We start from the raw sequence: 18651 nt of genomic DNA, 5'->3' as shown, positions 1-18651 counted from the left end.
AGATTGCACAGCTGTAATTTGTAATATTACATCCACTTAACGCAAGAAAGAAGCAGTGATATACTGAAATAAAAGTTATTTATAAAATAATAATAAAAATCTGGAACAATATTGTGTGATTGAACAGTTGCAAAGAATGCAATTGTGGAAGATGAAGAAATTTACGTAAAACAATTAACAGAGTATATCTGGAAATATCAAACGGAAAGGGGAAGATCAATAAAGGTTACGGTATTTGGTATTTGCTGCATCTCGTGCCAAAAACGGTACGAAATAATAACCATGTTATAGTAATGACAACAGGAAATGATACTTTAAAAAGACGAGAGAGTCAAAGGAGGGAAAAAGAGAATGATCAGTGTTGAAATGGAAGATGTTCTGGCGGTATTACAATTATGCAAACCGTATATTATCGGTATTGCTGCCGCACTTGTAATTGGAATCGTAATTATGATCGCATGCCGCAGAATGTCCAGGGACAAAAGATTTCTGATAAGAGGGGAAGCTGCGATCGCAATGGTTCTTGCAGTTGCTGTCTGCGTAAATATGATCTGTTTTGGACCAATGGCTACGTTGATCGGACTGGCAACGGGAAATGGAACTTTAAGTGATGAAACAAATGAAGAAGCTGCAGGAGTAGCAGAAGAGATAATGGAAGACGGAATTGTTCTTCTGAAAAATGAAAGCCTGCTTCCTTTAAATGAAACAAAAAAACTGAATATTTTTGGATGGGAATCTATTAATCCGGCTTACGGAGGAGCAGGTTCCGGTGGAATTAATGATCTGTATGATATTGTCAGTCTGAATCAGGGACTTGAAAATGCCGGATTTTCTATTAACCAGGAACTGGTTGATTTTTATAACAATTATGGTGCAGATAATCCGGAAATGTCTATCCAGAAACAGAGTTGGACATTACCGGAGCCACCTGTAGATACTTACAGTGATGAGCTTATTAAAAGTGCGAAAGAGTATTCTGATGTGGCAGTTGTGGTTCTTTCCAGAAAAGCAGGTGAAGGTCATAATGATATTCCTATGGATGTAAGAAAAGCAGCATATGATAATAATTCTGATGAATATGATGATTTTCCTGAGGGAGAGCATTATTTACAGCTTTCACAAACTGAGAGAGATATGGTGGATATGGTTTGCTCAAACTTTGATAATGTGATTGTGATTTATAATGGAGCAAATCAGTTTGAACTTGGTTTCGCAGATGAATATCCTCAGATTAAATCTGTTGTATGGTGCCCAGGAACGGGAAATGTGGGATTTAATGCACTAGGTAAAGTATTTTCAGGTGAAGTCAATCCTTCCGGAAAAACACCGGATACATTTATTTATGATATGACGACTGCTCCGTGGTGGAATAATGCAGAAAAAACGGAGTATACAAATCTGGCAGATATGGCCGTTGAAGGAATGAACGCAGGAACTGCGCAGGTGTATGCTCCGGCATTTACCAATTATGTGGAAGGCATTTATGTAGGATACAAGTACTATGAAACAGCTGTACAGGAAGGTGCGATTGATTACGACAAGACTGTACAGTATCCATTTGGATATGGTCTGAGTTACACAGAATTTGAACAGAAAATGGGTGAACTGGAGGAAAAAGACGGACAGATTTCTGTAGATGTAGAAGTAACCAACTCCGGAGATGTTGCCGGAAAAGATGTAGTAGAAGTGTATTATAAACCGCCATATACAAATGGAGGAATTGAGAAATCTTCTGCAAATCTGATCGAGTTTGCAAAAACAGATCTGCTTCAGCCGGGAGAATCTCAGACCGTTACAGTTACATTCAGTATAGAAGATATGGCCTCTTATGATGAGAATAATGCAAAAGCGTATGTTCTTGAAAAAGGCGATTATGTGATCTCTATCAACAGCGATTCACACACTGTGCTGGATCAGAAAACTTATACTGCAGATACTGATGTAGTATATGAGGAAGAAAATAAAAGAGTATCAGATGATACTGCAGCAACAAATGTATTTGAAGATGCAAAAGGCGATGTGACATATCTGTCACGTGCAGATCATTTTGCAAATTATAAAGAGGCTACAGCAGAACCGGCATCTGCAGAGCTGGGTGAGCCATATGCTTCTGAATATCATCTGAACAGTAATTTTGATAAGACTACATATCTTAATGATGAGGATGTAATGCCGACAACGGGAGCAGATAACGGACTTACATTAGAGGATATGCGAGATGCTGATTATGACGACCCTCGTTGGGAAAAACTTCTGGATCAGCTTTCTGTTGATGAAATGGCAAATATGATTGCAATGGCTGGTTATCAGACAGCAGCCATGGATTCTGTGGGAAAAGTGGCTACACTTGATTTCGATGGACCGGCAGCAATTAATAACAACTTTACAGGGGTTGGTTCTATTGGATTTCCGATTGAAGTTGTGATTGCTTCCACATGGAATAAGGAACTTGCACAAACCTGGGGTGAATGCATGGGCAAGATCAGTCAGGAAATGGGTGCAGAGGGCTGGTATGCACCAGGAATGAATACTCATAGAACCGCATTTGGTGCAAGAAACTATGAATATTTCTCAGAAGATGGAATTCTTTCAGGAAATATGGGAGCAAAAGCAGTAGAAGGAGCAAGAAAATACGGAGTTTATTCTTACATTAAACATTTTGCTATGTATGAAGGTAATGCCAAAATGGTAAGTGTCTGGTCGAATGAGCAGGCAATCCGGGAAATTTATCTGAAACCATTCGAGATTTCTGTAAAACAAGGTGGAGCAAATGCGGTTATGGTTTCCTGGAGTTTCCTTGGAGATAAATGGACTGGAGAATGCAGTAACCTTATGAATACAGTTCTCAGAGATGAATGGGGATTCAGGGGAATGGCGCTTACAGACTTCTTCCGAAACAATGGTCATGGATTTATGAATGCAGATGCAGCTTTGGCGAATGGAGTAGATGTAATGTTGTCTACATTCAATGGAGAAGAGAACAATGTAGCCAATCCAGAGCATCCAACATCTGTACTTCAGATGAGAAATGCCTGCAAAAATGTCATGTATACAGTTGTAAGCAGTTGGGCTTATGATGGAGAACACGAAGAAACAGGTATGGAAAACTGGAAAAAAGCAGGAATTGGTATCGACACTGTAATAGCCCTTTTCATGGCAGGAATGGAAGTACTGGTAATTAGAGGATATAAGAAAAGAAAGAATGCTGAATAAGGATGAAAGTGGGATGGAAAACAATTATGAAACAGTAAAAATTGGTTGAAAAGATGACAATAGAAGAAAAGGCAGCGATCCTCAGTGGAAAAACTGTCTGGCAGACCAGAGAAATTGACAGGTTTTCCATCTCGTGTTGTGCTGCTGAAACAAAGGAAAATGGCCGTCTGATTATGAGTGCTGAGGATGTATGGAATGTTTCGCTGACAGCACCAGAGGCGAAGCTTTATCTGACACATATGGATAATGTTGCTCATGCATCAGTTACACGCTTTACGATGCGTGGCCAATTAACAGCGTACGGTGTTTCTAACTATGATATGCTGGAAGACGGGGAAACTGTTGTTTACTAAAAGACAGTCAGCTCTGTGGAGAAGAAATTTTTTTGTTTTCACAGTCCTGACAGATGCCATGAAGCATATCTCCGCTGCAATGCAGCCGGAAGCCATGATCTTTATACAAATGCTCTTTAAATTCATCCATAAAGTCACAGTCAAGATGCACAACCTTGTCACATCTGATGCATTTCAGATGTAGGTGTTCTGTGCATTTTTTTTCTTCTCCTGCAAACTGAAACACAGCTTTATCACTGTTCAGATCCGGATATTTGATTACAATATGCTCGGCGCAAAGCTTGTCAAGATATCGGTATACAGTTGTTGTATTTACCTTAATTCCTTCAGTTTTTAAATATTTTTCAATATCAGCCACACTGACAGTGACAGCCTTCTGGGACTTCAAATACTCCAGAATAATCTGTCTTGTTTTTGTAGTATAGGGTTTTCGCTCAGCCATTTTCTTTATTCCTTTCATATGTGCTTTTTTCTATTGTATCTTTTTATTTCGCCTAAGTCAATTATGCTCCAGAAATGCAAATAATTTGCAAATATTATTGACGGCCGGTATTCTATGCGTTATTTTAATAAACGCAAATGGTTTGCGCTTATTTTAAGCGGATGAGATAATATGCTTTTGAAATTTTATTTTCAGGCACATCAGGTTTGTGCAGAAAGGATTTTATTATGAGAAAAAAATTATTAACTAGAACAGCACTTGGCATTGGTTCTTTTAATCTGGCATATGCAGCAGAAACTGAGGATACTTCTTCTGGAAAAAAAATAAATGTTATGGCAAGCTTTTATCCTATGTATGATTTTGCAACAAAGGTTGGAGGGGATAAGATTGAGGTTACCAATATGGTACCTGCCTTCTGATTTGACGCAGGATGCATGGATAAATGTAACAGGTACATATCACTATGACAAACATAAAGGGATGGAAATTACTGTCACTGATATAGAAGACGCAGAGCCGTCAGAAGAGGAATATGTTTATCCTATTTATTAAACAGAGATAGCTTGATTCAAGAAAACTATTTATAAGGTATATATTTTGCTCCATCAGAATGTTTGAAACAGAGCTTTGGGGCCTTTTATCTATCATTTATTAACTCCGGAAATAGAAAATAATTTTGTGTAAATGCAAACTATTTGTATTATAGATGCTGGCGCGGGACAGAAAAAAATGCCGTTACTGTTCACTCCGTTCACAGTAACGCGATTCGCGATGCACAGAAATCATGCTTTGCATGATTTCGCGCCGCAACTCTCGGGTTTTCTGTGAACTTTGTTCACAAAAAACACCTCGCGGAACGTTACCAGTGAACAGTATCAAAATGCCAACAATATTTGCAAATAATCTGCAATTTACATTGACCAACATCGAATAAAAGCGTACAATGCGATATTGGCAGAAATATTAATCTGGAAGGAGAAAATAAATTCAATGAAATTTTGTCTATCTCATAAAAAATATCTTTTAGCTGGCATTTATATTATCTGTGTTATATTTACCTGTTTTAATGCCAGATTCTATCACACTCCTCTGGCAAAAATATGTTCTGTATCAGAAATGGAAACCATGAGCAGAGAAGGAACCAGAGGTGCAGAAGAACACTATTATACTCAGAAAATTACAGCCCGGATATTGAACGGTGCATATAAAGGTAAAGAAATTACACTTTCTAACGAATACACTTCTTCACAGGTTCAGACGCAGAAATACCATAAAGGAGATACGGTACTTCTGAATGGGTCAAAAGACAGACCTGGAAAAACTATACGTTCTGTAAAACGTGACATCTATCTGGTCGTACTGGTGGGTGGTCTGATTATTCTTCTGATCTATATTACGAGAAAACAGGGGGGTTATACGATCGTATCAGTGATACTGAATACATTGATTTTTGCGTACGGATTTCAACTTTTGGGAGATGGAAAGAATATTCTGAGAATATGTAATGTAATTGCACTTCTTTTTTCGTTGACTACATTGATCTGTCTGAATGGAATTCACAGGAAAACATGGGCTGCTGTTCTTTCGACTTTATGTGTTCTTTTCCTGATTATGATGCTGTTTGATTTTTCTATTCACAGGTATGGAGATTTAGATTATTCTAATCTGGAATACCTTGGAAGCATGAGTAATTCAGCCGACATATTCTGGACAGATATTATGCTGACAGGGCTTGGAGCGATTATGGATGTAACAGTCACTATAAGTGCAGCAACTGGTGAAATTGTTCGCAAAAATCCATCAGTTTCTATAAGAAAGCTGATACATTCGGGAAGGGAAATCGGATATGATATTATGGGAACCATGATAAATGTACTGTTATTTGTTCTTGCAAGTGGCATGATTCCAATGTTTATTCTAAAAATGAATAATGAGATCAGATTTATAACGCTTGTAAGATATCACATTCCATATGATATCTGTCGCTTTCTGATAGAAAGTATTGGAATAGTGCTGGCAATACCAGTATCTGTTTTAATTGCTTCGATTATTATGAAAATACCATCACTGAAAAGGAGTGGAAAATAATGATTCTTTTTCTTACATTAGTGCTGCTTTTTTTGATGATTACAATTGGAGGAGAACGTGGAGCTGTTTCAATCATGGCACTGGCAGGTAATATTATTATTCTGTTTTTTTCGGTTATATTGATGTCAGCTGGTTTTCCCGCACTGCTTCTGATACTGGCGGCAGGAGCAGGTGTCTGTTATAATTCTCTGTTTTATCAGAATGGAAATAATGTCAAAACGCGAGCTGCCTTTCTGGCTACACTGTTTGTAATGCTGATTCTGTTTATTCCGATTTTTGCTATTACGTGGAGAACAGGAAGCTATGGCTTAAATGAACTTCAGATTTCAGAAGAGGATTTTATGTACTATTACAACACAGATATCAGTATTAATATGCTTCATGTGGCTGTTTTTGTAAGTGTTTTCAGCACTCTGGGAGCTGTCATTGATACTGCACTGTCTGTGACGTCATCTGTGTATGAAGTTTGGACTCATAAAAACAGTCTGGTAGAGAAAGAACTTACTTCAACAGGGTATCAGGTGGGAAAAGAAATTATAGGCACAACAGTAAACACGTTGCTTTTTGCATATCTTGGAGGGAGTATTTTATTGTTTTCCTATGTGCAGACACAAAAATATAGTCTGGAAATCATTCTCAATTCCAGATTCCTCTTTCAGGATGTTGCGATTATGCTATTTGGTGCTATTGCCTGTCTTGTTGCAGTTCCAGTATCAATTAAATGCATTATCTGGCAGATCAGATATATTAATCCAGATAAAAAGCAATTAAACGCTTAAATTACATGGTAATCAGAAGATGGGAATTTTATATATAGTGATGTCACTGATAAGAGAGATGCCGGTTGTGTGTAAGATTCTTGCATAATGGTATCTACTTATCGTCAGTAAGCTGAATAGAAATAAAAATTACCATATATTTCGTCAGATTATACAGAAAAATGGAAATTTTGAACCGCAAAAAATTACAATTTGAAATTAATCAAATATTGTAATCAGCCTATGATTATGGCATAATAATTAAGGATATGTAAAAATTGAGAAAAATCCACGTTAACAAAAGAAAATACTTTGAAAAGAAAGGTCGCCTCTGCAGAATTGGCAGAGGGAAACGACAACAGAGGATTAGAACATGGCAATTTTTTCAATGGTTTTATCTTTGCTGTGCGGAGTATCATTTTTCCTTTTTGGAATGTCGCTGATGGGAGACGGACTGAAATCCGTTGCTGGTAATAAGCTGGAAGCATTCCTTTACAAAATGACCAATACCCCGCTGAAGGGAGTAGCACTTGGAACAGGTGTTACCAGTGTAATCCAGTCATCATCCGCCACTACCGTTATGGTAATCGGTTTTGTAAACTCCGGTATGATGAAGCTGAAACAGGCAATTGGTATTATCATGGGTGCAAATATCGGAACCAGTATTACAGGATGGATTCTGTGTCTGTCTTATATCCAGGGCTCCGGTGGAATTGCAAGTATTCTTTCTACAGCCACTATTTCAGCAGTAGTTGCTGTAATCGGTATCATGCTTCGTATGGTCTGTAAGAGATCTGTATACCGAAATATTGGAAACATTATGCTGGGCTTTGCTATTCTGATGAATGGTATGCAGATGATGAGTGGAGCAGTTTCTCCTCTTCGTGAAAGTCCTGTATTTATTGATATGCTGACAATGTTTTCCAACCCAATTGCAGGTATTCTGGTAGGTATTGCATTTACCGCAGTGCTTCAGAGTGCATCTGCAACAGTTGGTGTGCTGCAGGCTCTTTCCGTAACCGGAATCCTCACCTTTGCAAGTGCATTTCCAATTGTTCTTGGTATCGGTGTTGGTGCTGCATGTCCGGTACTGATCTCTGCAGTTGGAGCGAATAAGAACGGTAAGAGAACAGCTCTTGTATATTTGCTGAATGACTTATTCGGTCTGATCCTGTGGTCCATTGTATTCTATACCTTGAATGCGTTCATTCATTTTGGATTTTTGGATATGATCATGACTCCGGTATCCATCGCATTTTTGAACACCATTTTCCGTGTGGCTACCGTTGTGGTGCTTTTCCCGTTTATTTCCAAGCTGGAGAAACTGGTTTGCTATCTGGTTAAGGACAGCGCAGAGGAGCTGGAGGACGAGGCAGACTTCGATCTTCTGGAAGAGCGTCTGTTAAATTATCCTGCACTTGCAATTGGACAGTGTCATCGTGCTATGAATGGTATGGCCAAGAAGCTTCGTAAGAATGTAAACAGAGCTATGAACCTTCTGAATGATTATCAGCAGGATAAATATGATAAGGTACAGCGTAAGGAAGACCTGATCGACAAATATGAGAGCCGTCTTGGAGAGTATCTGATCCAGCTCACCAAACGTGAGATGAACACCGCCCAGACGCGCCAGACCTCCCTTTATCTGCACACAATCAATGACTTTGAGAGAATTGGCGATCACGCTTCCTACATCGCACATATGTCCAACGAAATGCATGACAACCACACGAACTTCTCTCAGACAGCATGGGATGAGCTGAATGTAGTCATGGATGCAGTCCGTGAGGAAATCAATGTGACCTGCAATGCATTTATGAACGATGACAGAGAAGCCGCACAGCGTGTTGCACCACTTGGCGTGGTAATCACCAGACTTTGTGATGAACTGAAGATGCGCCATGCAGAGCGCCTCAGCCAGGGCAAATGCGGACTGGAAGAGGGAACTGTGTTCAGCGATATTCTGAACAGCTTTGGACGTATTGCTTCCCACTGTGCAAGTGCCATGACAGCACTTATGAAAAGTGGGGAAGAGACAACCGATATCCACATTCACAACTCCAGGATTTATCCTACAGATAGTCTGGAATATTACACTTATTTTAAGGAATACAGACAGAAGTATGATATTGGCACAGAAGTGGAGCATAAGCTGAGTATGGAGCCGGAAGAGGTTGAATAAATAATTTTTAAGATAAAAACACCGTCAGATGAAAATTCGCAGATAAAATGCGAAAGTCACCTGGCGGTGTTTTTTATGCAGCAGGGTTCTTTATGGAAAAATTAATACCCTGGATTAACTAAAAAACAATATAAAAAAAAAGAACAAAATGCTCTAAAAATAATTCCAAACTCTCTCCACTCAGCCGAAACAAAGAATTAGGCATCCGTGCAAAAAAATAAAAATGTAAGTATTTTTATTCTTTTTCAAAAAAACGTGTTTATCAGAGCTGAGACACGTATAGTTTATGTATGGTTTATACTGTGGGAGTCTGAAGCACCAGTTATTTCGATGGAGTGTGAACAGGATGTGATGCGGCTGCCTCTTTTTGGGCTGTTTTCGCATCCTCAATGATATCAGGGTTATTGGGTACGTATTCTACTATATCATCCAGATCACAGTTAAGAACAGTGCATATTCGGTCTAATGAAAAGATTTCTACATTTTCATTGTCCCGAAGTCTGCGCAATAACCTTTTTTCGATTCCACACTCATTAATGAGATAGTACTGTGAAATATGGCGTTTTTTCAATGTCTCCCAGAATCTGTCGTATTTTATCATCACTCAAATTCCTGTCCATTTTGTTCTTGCCATATCTCTATTATGGGTTTAAAATGAAAAACATAACAGGGTGATTATAGTCACCCTATCTGGGAGGACTAAGATATGCGAAAAGGATTAAAAATAGCAGGTTCCACTGTATTTGCAGCTGCATTGTCTTCGTGTCTGTTTTACTGTATGGTAGCAGGGGCGAAATCTGGCGCTGTGGTATATGTGGTCATGGCTGCACTGTTGTCTGTTATTATTTCGGTAACTCTGTGTGCAGGGTTTCATTATATCCGCCATCTTCAGAAGCTTTTGAAGGAGCTCAGTGAGAAGTAGTTTTTATATAAGAAGTAGTAAACAGTGGAAGTACGATTTAGATCGTGTTGTTGTATAAGGGAAACAATAATTCAGAAAGAGCTGGCGACAATAGGTATCAGGAATAATAGAACAGTTGTGATGGATGGAAAATCTGTCAGAGCTGTTCTTTTTGTGCCATAATAAAAAAGGACATAATAAAAAGGCGCTGGCATTTAAGCCAGCACCCTTTAAAGCAACAGAGCTGTATAAGCGGATTATTTCTCAACCAGAAGTGATTTACCAGTCATCTCAGCTGGCTGCTCCATGCCCATAAGCTGGATCAGAGTCGGGATGATGTCTGCCAGGCAGCCGTTCTCACGAAGAGTATATTTCGGGTCTGCATTAACCAGAATGAACGGTACCGGATTGGTGGTATGAGCAGTATATGGCTCGCCTGTCTCATAGTCTACAAGCTGCTCTGCGTTACCGTGGTCAGCACAGATGAACATCTGTCCGTCAACCTCCTTCAGAGCCTCTACAGCCTTTCCTACGCACTCATCAACAGCTTCAACAGCTTTGATAGCAGCAGCTTCAACACCTGTATGACCAACCATATCCGGGTTGGCGAAGTTGATGATGATCACATCATATTTCTCAGATTTGATTGCTGCAACAAGCTTCTCGCATACTTCCGGAGCGCTCATCTCTGGCTGCAGGTCGTAAGTCGGAACCTTCGGGGACTTCACAAGGATTCTGTCCTCGCCCTTGTTTGGCTCCTCAACGCCACCGTTGAAGAAGAAGGTTACGTGAGCATATTTCTCAGTCTCAGCGATACGTGCCTGAGTCATGTTGTGAGCTGCAAGGTACTCGCCGAATGTGTTGTGAAGCTGAACCTTGTGGAATGCAACCAGCTTGTTTCCGATGGTGTCATCGTAATCTGTGAAGCATACATATGTGAGGTCAAGGCGTTTCTCTCTCGCGAAACCTGTAAATTCGTCATCGCAGAATGCTCTTGTGATCTCACGTGCACGGTCAGGACGGAAGTTGAAAAATACAACAGAATCTTTATCAGAAACAACGGCAACTGGTTTGCCATCTTTCTCAATGACTGTTGGAAGAACGAATTCGTCTGTCTTGCCGTCGTCATAGGATGCCTGTACAGCCTCAGCTGCGTCGGTTCCCTTAACACCCTCGCCCTTGGTAAGTGCGTTGTAAGCAAGCTCAACACGATCCCAGCGGTTGTCACGGTCCATTGCGTAATAACGTCCGGAAACAACACCAATCTCACCTACGCCAAGTTCATCCATCTTCGCCTGAAGCTGCTGGATATATCCTTTTCCGGAAGCTGGAGGGGTGTCACGGCCGTCCAGGAAGCAGTGTACATAAACTTTCTTAAGTCCCTCTTTCTTAGCCATTTCAAGAAGACCAAAAAGGTGAGTAATGTGGCTGTGAACACCACCATCAGAAAGAAGACCCATGAAGTGGATCGCGGAATCATTTTCTTTGGCATTCTTCATAGCTGCAAGAAGTGCTTCATTTTTGAAGAAGTCTCCGTCCTGAATCTCTTTGGTGATTCTGGTAAGCTCCTGGTATACGATACGGCCTGCACCCATATTCATATGACCAACCTCGGAGTTACCCATCTGACCGTCCGGAAGACCTACAGCCAGTCCGCTTGCATTACCTTTTACAAAAGGATATTCAGCCATCAGCTTGTCCATGACAGGTGTGTTCGCTTCGTATACAGCGTTTGCGTCATGTCTTTCATTCAGGCCATATCCGTCAAGAATCATTAAAACCGTTGGTTTTTTGCTCATAATGTGCTCCTTTATATGATAAAATTTCCCTTTTGTTGTTCCTTATATATAGTATCAAAAATCTGGGATTTTTCAATCACAATTTTTTTTATTTCTGGAAACTATTTTTAGCAGTATTTACTATGGGAGTTCTGATGAGAAAGAATTCTGCCTTGGCAGGCTTTTTATATAACAGCTTATTACATAAAAAAGGCACGAACGAATCGTGCCTTTGACTGTATGCTTAAGATAAACATATGTACAATATAATTTTGATTTTTCTAATTACTTCCTATAAACTCGGATAGTCTTTGAAATACGCTTTACCGAAGACTTATTGGAAAGCTCCTGTACCGCTGTCTTGAAGTCACCCTCACGAACCTTGGAAGTGATCACAACAACCTCTGCAAGATGGTCGTCCTGGTTCTGGCTGTCCTTCTGGATGATCTGGGCAATGCTTACGTGATATTTGGCGAAAACCTCTGTCATTTCAGCAAGTACACCGCAGCGGTCTTCTACATGAAGGCGAAGGAAGTAACGGTTGTAGGTATCTTCCATTTTTTTCACAGGAAGCTGTTTATAGCAGGTACATCCGATACGGCCGCAGCAGCCTGCTTCCATATTGCGCACAATATCAAAAATATCTCCAACTACAGCACTTGCAGTAGGAAGCTCGCCTGCACCCCGTCCGAAGAACATGGCATCCTCTACAGCATCTCCATGGACAAAGACCGCATTATAGGAATCATTAACGGTTGCAAGAGGATGATCATTTGGAATCAGCATCGGGCAGACGTAAGCTTCTACACCGAACTCAGTATTGCGGGCAACACCAAGAAGCTTGATGGCACAGCCCATCTCTTTTGCATAGCGGATGTCCTTGGCGGAAATTTTTGTGATTCCCTCGATATAAACATCATCAAATACCACTCTGGAATTAAATGCAACGCTGGCGAGAATAGCCACCTTGCGTCCTGCATCAAGTCCGTCAATATCTGCAGTAGGATCCGCTTCTGCATAGCCAAGCTCTGTGGCAAGTGCCAGGGCATCTTTAAATTCCATATTCTCCTGGGACATTTTTGTGAGGATGAAGTTGGTAGTACCGTTTACAATACCCATGACCTCGCTCATGTGGTTGCCTGCCAGGCACTGCTTCAAAGGACGGATAATAGGGATTCCGCCTGCTACAGCTGCTTCAAAGAGAAAATCCACATGGGAAGCTCTGGCTGTGTCCATAAGTTCTTTTCCGTGGACGGCAATCAGATCTTTGTTTGCTGTTACTACGTGCTTGCCTGCGTGAAGAGCATCCAGAATATAGGTTCTGGCAGGTTCGATTCCTCCAATCAGTTCGATTATAATGTCAATGGAAGGATCTGCTTTAATATTCTCCCAGCTATTGGTAAGGACAGCCGGATCATCTACCTTGCCAGCTGCCTTTTCCAGGTTGCGGACAAGTATTTTGCGTATTTTAACCTTGCAGCCGATCTTGGCTGTCATTTCTTCTTCCTGGTTCTTCAGAACCTTGTAAACACCGGTTCCAACTGTTCCAAGCCCAAGCAGGGCTGCGTTTATAACTTTTTCTCCCATGGGGAACTCCCTTCTTAAAAATAGTAATGCTGCCGTTTGATCGTGGTTCCCTTTCATAGTCTGGAAGCAGATAAAACGTAAGCACGAAAAAGACAGATGTCTTTCACACGTTAACATTTCATTATGTGGTTCTTATAGTATGGCAGAAAATGGTTTTTGTCAAGCGCTTAAATAATGTAATTGTTCAGTACCTTCACAGTGTGTTACTGTTCTCTCCGTGACCAGTAACACGCTTTGCATAATTTCGCGTTGCAATTTTCGGGCTTTCTGTGAACTTTGTTCACAAAAAAAACGTGCGGAACAGTACCTGCGGAATAGTTGCAAAATAATAAAAATAGGGGCTTGAAAGTAGAAAAAATATCGCCTATAATCCTTCTAAAACGATATTTTTTCTTGTGGAGGAAAACAGAATATGCAGACAGATATGACTGTGGGAAAGCCCATGAAAATGCTGTTGAATTTTACTATTCCTGTATTTCTGGGAAATGTTTTTCAACAGCTGTACAGTATGGCAGATGCAGTTATTGTTGGAAAGTTTGTTGGAACCAAGGGGCTGGCAGCGGTAGGCGCTACTGGAACCATTACGTTCCTTATTATTGGATTTCTGATGGGGCTGACTACAGGATTTACGGTTCTTACTTCTCAGAAGTTCGGAGCCGGCAGAATGGATGAGATGCGTAAGACGGTTGGAAATGCAGCGATTCTTTCAGTGGTCATCGCAGTTGTTATGACAGCTGTAAGTATGCTTGGAATGCATAGGTTGCTTGTGTTTATGCATACGCCAGAGGATATCTTTGACGGAGCATACGGCTACATTATGATCATCTGTGCGGGGATTTTTACCCAGGTGCTCTATAATCTGGTGTCAAGTATTCTGAGGGCACTGGGAAATAGTAAGACGCCGCTTTATTTCCTGATCCTGGCGGCCGTGCTTAACATTGTGCTTGATCTTGTATTTATTATCTTTTTCCACTGGGGTGCACCGGGAGCTGCCTGGGCTACCGTCGTCTCTCAGGGCGTGTCCGGGCTGCTTTGCCTGATTTACATCTGGAAGGCAGTGCCGGAGCTTAAGATGAAGAGAGAGGACTGGCATTTTGACAAATATATTGCAGGGAAACAGATCAGCGTGGGAATTCCCATGGGTCTTCAGTTTTCCATCACAGCGATCGGCACCATGATGGTGCAGAGCTCCCTGAATATCCTGGGCTCCTATGCAGTGGCTGCATTTACAGCCGGTTCCAAGATTGAGAGTATTTTTACCCAGGCCTTTGTAGCAATTGGAACTGCCATGTCTACATACAATGCGCAGAATATCGGAGCACGTAAGCTGGATCGTGTTCGAAAAGGATTTCGTTCTGCAGATGTGATCGGCTGTACATATGGGGTGCTCGTAGGTTTTATTCTCTTTTTCGTAGGAAAATATTTTGCCTATCTGTTCATTTCTGATAACGCAGAGGTGGTAATTCCTATGGTGGAAACGTATCTGCAATGCGTTGGGATGTTTATGATTCCCCTGTATGTAGTCAATTCCTACAGAAATGGATTCCAAGGAATGGGATACGGACTTCTGCCTATGCTTTCCGGTGTTGCAGAGCTGGTTGGAAGAGGTATCATGGCAATTGTTGCTTCCAATAAAAAGAGCTATACCATGGCATGTATGGCAAGTCCTTTTGCATGGATTGTAGCAACTGTCCTTCTTATTGGACTTTACTTCTATGTGATGAAGGATATGAAAAAGAAGTTGTGCCTGTAAAATTGAAAAACAGGGATTACAAAGCAAAAGGAAAAGTTTAATAGAATAAGTGTATCAGATAGTTTTATTAAAGGGATTCTTTTGAAGGAAATATACATTTTAAGATACAAAATGGAAAATATATGTTATAATGAAGCAAGGTTTCGCCATTAGATGGAGAAGCCTTGTTCAAACAGTGTTTTTATCAGAGGAGAGTTTTATACATGAGTAAGGACAACAAGCATACTCAGGGAAGCCCGGGAGACTTTGAAGATAAAATAGATTCGGCTATGGCAGGTCTTGAAGCAGATCCGGATGAGGAATTCCACGGCGCAGACTTTTATGATGAGGATGACCAGGAGAGTGATTTTGATTCCTGGGAGGGTGAAGACGATTCCGATGCAGAAGAACTGGCTGAGCAGGATTCTGAAGAGGAGTATCCAGAGGAAGAAGAGTACGACCAGGATGATGCAGAGCTGAGCTCGGAAGAAGAGGACTTCTGGGACGAGGAAGAGACAGAATCTGAAGAAGAGAATTCAGAGGAAGAAGGTTCAGAGAGCGAAGATTCAGAGGACGATGAATCAGCAGATGAACCGGAAACATCTGAAAAAGAGCTTCAGGTGGAAATTATTCCGCCCCGTTCCAATAAAGGCAGAAAGCACCGAAGAAAAGACTCTGTCGGTGCTGTAGCATCTGACCAGCCTGAGAAGCAGACTTCTAAGAAATCTGCCAGACCGTCTCCGAAGCCGGCAGCCAGATCTGCCCGTCCGACGAAGATTTCCTATGTTCCTATTACCGATGAGGAACTGGATGAGAAGATCATCCCTGTTCCCAGAAAGAAGCATAAGGGACTTAAAGTTACGGGGATTGTGGCAGCTATTCTTGCGGTGACAGCAGGATGCGCTTATGGAGCAGTGAGTTACTATTATGCAGACAGATTCTTTGAAGGAACCTATATTAACGGAATCAACTGTTCCAATAAGACTGCCTACGAGACAGAGCAGCTGATTGCAAGCAATGTGGAGGATTATTCCATTGAGGTTACCGCGCGGAACCAGGAGCCGCAGACCATCAGCGGAAACCAGATCAATTACCGCTATGTGTCTGACGGAGAAGTTCTGGATCTTTTGAAGCAGCAGAAGCCATATGAATGGGTAAAGGGTTTCATGGAGACCAGAAGCTATACCACCCAGGAGAATGTGACTTTTGATAAGAGTCTGCTTCAGAGTGAAGTAAAGGAATTGAAGTGCGCACAGTCAGAGAATCAGGTTGAGCCGGAGAATGCATATGTGGCGCTTGAGGGAAGCGAGTTTACCATTGTTCCTGAGACAGAGGGCAGCAAGCTGAAGGTGAAGGAAGCCTATAAGGCGCTGGACACCGCCATTTCCGGAAGCCAGACATCCATTGATCTGGGAAATACGCCGGATGTATATGCAGTGGCAGCAGTGACCAGCGATGATCCCACCCTTCAGGCCACCAGGGATGCTTATAATAATTATACCAAGGCCAGCATTACCTATACATTTGGAGAGCAGACAGTCACTCTTGACGGAAGCACCCTTAAGGAATGGCTGCAGTTTGATGACAAGGGACAGCTGGTGCAGGATGATGCTTCCTTTACCCAGCATATCAAAGATTTTGTGGCACAGCTGGCAAGTGAGCATGATACAGTTGGAACAACACGTTCCTTTAATACGACCAGTGGTCGTACTGTTTCTGTTTATGGCTCTGCATATGGCTGGAAGATCGATCAGGACGCAGAAGCAGCACAGCTGACAGAAGAGATCCGTACGGGTACCCAGACTACACGGGAACCAGTATATTCCATGAGAGCCAATTCTTACGGATACAATGATATTGGAAGTACCTATATCGAGGTAGATTTGAGCAGTCAGCACATGTACTATTACCAGAATGGCAGCATCATCTTTGACTCTGACATTGTTTCCGGAGATATCCGCTATGATGACAGAGCTACACCTCCGGGAATTTTTACCCTGTATTATAAGAAGAGCCCGGATGTGCTTCGGGGAGAGAAGAAGCCGGACGGCACTTACGAGTACGAAACCCAGGTTACCTACTGGATGCCGTTTAACGGCGGAATTGGTTTCCATGACGCTACCTGGCAGGCATATTTCGGCGGTGACCGCTATACCTACGCCGGATCCCATGGATGTATCAATATGCCGCTGGATGCAGCAGCTACTCTTTACAGCATTATTGATACCAATGTGCCGATCGTGTGCTTCTACTAAAAGATCATTTATCTGACTGGAAAATTGCTGTGAACAGCAACAAAAAGTTTTCGGTCACTGAGCACGAACAAAACGATGTACTAGAGCGTGTTTGCTGAATGAAAAGACAGTTGCATGTCTTTGAGGCTGCGGATAGCAGAACAACACAAAAGAAGTGGAGAATAAGTTAATATGAATATGGATTCATTTGATATGATACTGACTATAGCAGCTCTTGTAATGGGAGTTATGCTTCTTACAGGTCATGGAGATGTTCTTATGAAAGGTGGAAATGCCGCTGAGCGTAAGAAGCTTTACGATGACAAAAAGGTCCAGCTGGTTTCCGGTGTGACCCTGCTCATTTTCGGAATCCTCACCGGTCTGGATATGGTGGTCAAGAGCTATGTATACGATATCATTTATCTGGCAGCAGTAATTGTTATCTTCATTATCATGGTGGTAGTGATTCGCAAGAAATGTAAGAAATGAGATGAAAAAGAAGCACTTGTATATCTGGAAATTGATATACAGGTGCTTCTTTTGTAATCCGGATATTGAGCTGCACTGGAGCCTGTTTGAAAAATCATTCCCGCAATCTGCTTTTGAATAACTGTGTGTCACATTCTCGTTACTTCAGTGATGAGTCAGGCACACTATTTTTTGAAAAGTAAGGAATGCTAATAAAATTTGTATAAATAATTAGAATAATTTCAACAAATCCGCCGGCTTCTCAATTACATAATCCGGTGTATCTACCTGTCCGAATCCATAGGAAGCAAATACAAATGGTACCCCTGCCTCCTGACATGCCTGGTAATCCCCGAAGGTGTCTCCTACATAAACAGGTGCTTTCAGCTGATATTTCTTAGCAATAGAACGGATATTAGCTGCCTTGGCTTCCCCGCTGTCTCCTGGACACAGATGACCGGTGAAGTATTTTCCAAGCCCTGTTTTCTCAAAAACAAGCTCAATATATCCAGCCTGGCAGTTGCTTACTACAAAAAGAGGGTAGCGTTTGTTAAGCTCCTTCAAAGTTTCTTCCAGTCCGTCGTAAACAGGTGCCCCCATCGCACGCAGCAGATCGTGCTCAGCCTGGCAGCAGATATCGATGACCCGAAGCTGCTCCGCTTCAGTCTGTTCTGGAAGGATTGCCTTCGCAATATCCGGGAGAAGTCTGCCAAACAGCCCTTTCAGCTGATCAGCTGTCACACGGACATCAAGATTCTCTTTTTCTAAAGCCTTATTCCACGCCATAGCTACAACGTCGGTGGAATTCCATATAGTTCCGTCAATATCAAAAATAATACTGTCCATTTGAGGTTTTTAGTCCTTTCTGGTGTGCTTAAAATTCTTAAATTGCTTCTTTTCTCATTCTGTTTTGAA

Annotated in this window: 14 protein-coding genes and 1 pseudogene; 10 read left to right on the top strand and 5 right to left on the bottom strand. The window is 41.5% G+C overall.

The window, feature by feature from the left end:
* The first annotated feature begins 351 nt into the window (after nt 1-351).
* Nucleotides 352-3213 carry a glycoside hydrolase family 3 C-terminal domain-containing protein gene (locus tag AB5642_RS00375; protein ID WP_173715634.1) on the top strand — a complete coding sequence of 954 codons (2862 nt, stop codon included), beginning with the start codon at nt 352-354 and terminating at the stop codon, nt 3211-3213.
* A 53-nt stretch (nt 3214-3266) separates the two neighbouring features.
* Nucleotides 3267-3566 (top strand): hypothetical protein, encoded by a 300-nt coding sequence (locus AB5642_RS00370; RefSeq protein ID WP_173715633.1) that lies wholly within the window; start codon nt 3267-3269, stop codon nt 3564-3566.
* A gap of 7 nt (nt 3567-3573) precedes the next feature.
* Here AB5642_RS00370 and AB5642_RS00365 read toward each other — a convergent pair whose 3' ends face one another.
* Nucleotides 3574-4008, bottom strand: coding sequence for a Fur family transcriptional regulator (locus tag AB5642_RS00365; protein WP_173715632.1), 435 nt, complete (start codon nt 4006-4008; stop codon nt 3574-3576).
* Between the two features lie 227 nt (nt 4009-4235).
* Between AB5642_RS00365 and AB5642_RS00360 the strand changes: the two are divergent.
* From AB5642_RS00360 to AB5642_RS00345, 4 genes and pseudogenes are all read left to right on the top strand, one after another.
* Nucleotides 4236-4421, top strand: a pseudogene (locus AB5642_RS00360) (ABC transporter substrate-binding protein); the annotation flags it as partial.
* Between the two features lie 577 nt (nt 4422-4998).
* Nucleotides 4999-6096: a YibE/F family protein gene (locus tag AB5642_RS00355; RefSeq protein ID WP_173718401.1), complete on the top strand. Its 1098-nt coding sequence runs from the start codon at nt 4999-5001 to the stop codon at nt 6094-6096.
* Nucleotides 6096-6875 (top strand): YibE/F family protein, encoded by a 780-nt coding sequence (locus AB5642_RS00350; protein ID WP_173715631.1) that lies wholly within the window; start codon nt 6096-6098, stop codon nt 6873-6875. The genes AB5642_RS00355 and AB5642_RS00350 overlap by 1 nt, the downstream gene beginning before the upstream one ends.
* A 352-nt stretch (nt 6876-7227) precedes the next feature.
* Complete coding sequence (locus tag AB5642_RS00345; RefSeq protein WP_118580913.1) at nt 7228-9036, top strand: Na/Pi cotransporter family protein; 1809 nt, start codon at nt 7228-7230, stop codon at nt 9034-9036.
* A gap of 322 nt (nt 9037-9358) precedes the next feature.
* Here the strand turns inward: AB5642_RS00345 and AB5642_RS00340 are convergent, their stop codons facing one another.
* Nucleotides 9359-9637 (bottom strand): helix-turn-helix transcriptional regulator, encoded by a 279-nt coding sequence (locus tag AB5642_RS00340; RefSeq protein ID WP_118580910.1) that lies wholly within the window; start codon nt 9635-9637, stop codon nt 9359-9361.
* Between the two features lie 105 nt (nt 9638-9742).
* Here AB5642_RS00340 and AB5642_RS00335 point away from each other — a divergent pair, with 105 nt between their 5' ends.
* Entirely contained in the window at nt 9743-9958 is a 216-nt protein-coding gene (locus tag AB5642_RS00335; RefSeq protein ID WP_118580907.1) for a hypothetical protein, read from the top strand.
* 236 nt (nt 9959-10194) lie between these two features.
* Here AB5642_RS00335 and gpmI read toward each other — a convergent pair whose 3' ends face one another.
* Nucleotides 10195-11736, bottom strand: a complete 1542-nt coding sequence (gene gpmI, locus AB5642_RS00330; protein ID WP_173769744.1) for a 2,3-bisphosphoglycerate-independent phosphoglycerate mutase — start codon at nt 11734-11736, stop codon at nt 10195-10197.
* Nucleotides 11737-12000: 264 nt separating this feature from the next.
* On the bottom strand, nt 12001-13302 hold the full coding sequence (locus AB5642_RS00325) for a homoserine dehydrogenase (protein WP_195391927.1): 1302 nt from the start codon (nt 13300-13302) through the stop codon (nt 12001-12003).
* Between the two features lie 412 nt (nt 13303-13714).
* Between AB5642_RS00325 and AB5642_RS00320 the strand changes: the two genes are divergently transcribed.
* The 3 genes from AB5642_RS00320 to AB5642_RS00310 all read left to right on the top strand — a co-directional run bounded on the left by AB5642_RS00320 (nt 13715) and on the right by AB5642_RS00310 (nt 17757).
* A complete protein-coding gene (locus AB5642_RS00320) occupies nt 13715-15055 on the top strand; it encodes an MATE family efflux transporter (RefSeq protein WP_173769746.1) in 1341 nt (446 codons plus the stop codon).
* Nucleotides 15056-15258: 203 nt separating this feature from the next.
* A complete protein-coding gene (locus AB5642_RS00315; protein ID WP_243252131.1) occupies nt 15259-17289 on the top strand; it encodes a L,D-transpeptidase family protein in 2031 nt (676 codons plus the stop codon).
* Between the two features lie 171 nt (nt 17290-17460).
* Nucleotides 17461-17757 carry a DUF3784 domain-containing protein gene (locus tag AB5642_RS00310; RefSeq protein WP_226840935.1) on the top strand — a complete coding sequence of 99 codons (297 nt, stop codon included), beginning with the start codon at nt 17461-17463 and terminating at the stop codon, nt 17755-17757.
* A 210-nt stretch (nt 17758-17967) separates the two neighbouring features.
* Here AB5642_RS00310 and AB5642_RS00305 read toward each other — a convergent pair whose 3' ends face one another.
* Nucleotides 17968-18582, bottom strand: a complete 615-nt coding sequence (locus AB5642_RS00305; RefSeq protein WP_148462493.1) for an HAD family hydrolase — start codon at nt 18580-18582, stop codon at nt 17968-17970.
* Nucleotides 18583-18651 lie beyond the last annotated feature (69 nt).

This window comes from Ruminococcus sp. 1001136sp1_2201st1_G3_2201SCRN_220225, from assembly GCF_040924365.1.
Taxonomy (GTDB): Bacteria; Bacillota; Clostridia; order Lachnospirales; family Lachnospiraceae; genus Blautia_A; species Blautia_A faecis.
The sequence above is the reverse complement of the archived record's forward strand: the minus strand, read 5'-3'. Positions and strand labels throughout refer to the sequence as shown.

What these genes read in the sequence shown, in the direction of transcription:
- AB5642_RS00375 (WP_173715634.1), top strand. Translation starts at nt 352, where the DNA reads ATGATCAGTGTTGAAATGGAAGATGTTCTGGCGGTATTACAATTATGC.
- AB5642_RS00370 (WP_173715633.1), top strand. Translation starts at nt 3,267, where the DNA reads ATGACAATAGAAGAAAAGGCAGCGATCCTCAGTGGAAAAACTGTCTGG.
- AB5642_RS00365 (WP_173715632.1), bottom strand. Translation starts at nt 4,008, where the DNA reads ATGGCTGAGCGAAAACCCTATACTACAAAAACAAGACAGATTATTCTG.
- AB5642_RS00355 (WP_173718401.1), top strand. Translation starts at nt 4,999, where the DNA reads ATGAAATTTTGTCTATCTCATAAAAAATATCTTTTAGCTGGCATTTAT.
- AB5642_RS00350 (WP_173715631.1), top strand. Translation starts at nt 6,096, where the DNA reads ATGATTCTTTTTCTTACATTAGTGCTGCTTTTTTTGATGATTACAATT.
- AB5642_RS00345 (WP_118580913.1), top strand. Translation starts at nt 7,228, where the DNA reads ATGGCAATTTTTTCAATGGTTTTATCTTTGCTGTGCGGAGTATCATTT.
- AB5642_RS00340 (WP_118580910.1), bottom strand. Translation starts at nt 9,637, where the DNA reads ATGATAAAATACGACAGATTCTGGGAGACATTGAAAAAACGCCATATT.
- AB5642_RS00335 (WP_118580907.1), top strand. Translation starts at nt 9,743, where the DNA reads ATGCGAAAAGGATTAAAAATAGCAGGTTCCACTGTATTTGCAGCTGCA.
- gpmI (WP_173769744.1), bottom strand. Translation starts at nt 11,736, where the DNA reads ATGAGCAAAAAACCAACGGTTTTAATGATTCTTGACGGATATGGCCTG.
- AB5642_RS00325 (WP_195391927.1), bottom strand. Translation starts at nt 13,302, where the DNA reads ATGGGAGAAAAAGTTATAAACGCAGCCCTGCTTGGGCTTGGAACAGTT.
- AB5642_RS00320 (WP_173769746.1), top strand. Translation starts at nt 13,715, where the DNA reads ATGCAGACAGATATGACTGTGGGAAAGCCCATGAAAATGCTGTTGAAT.
- AB5642_RS00315 (WP_243252131.1), top strand. Translation starts at nt 15,259, where the DNA reads ATGAGTAAGGACAACAAGCATACTCAGGGAAGCCCGGGAGACTTTGAA.
- AB5642_RS00310 (WP_226840935.1), top strand. Translation starts at nt 17,461, where the DNA reads ATGAATATGGATTCATTTGATATGATACTGACTATAGCAGCTCTTGTA.
- AB5642_RS00305 (WP_148462493.1), bottom strand. Translation starts at nt 18,582, where the DNA reads ATGGACAGTATTATTTTTGATATTGACGGAACTATATGGAATTCCACC.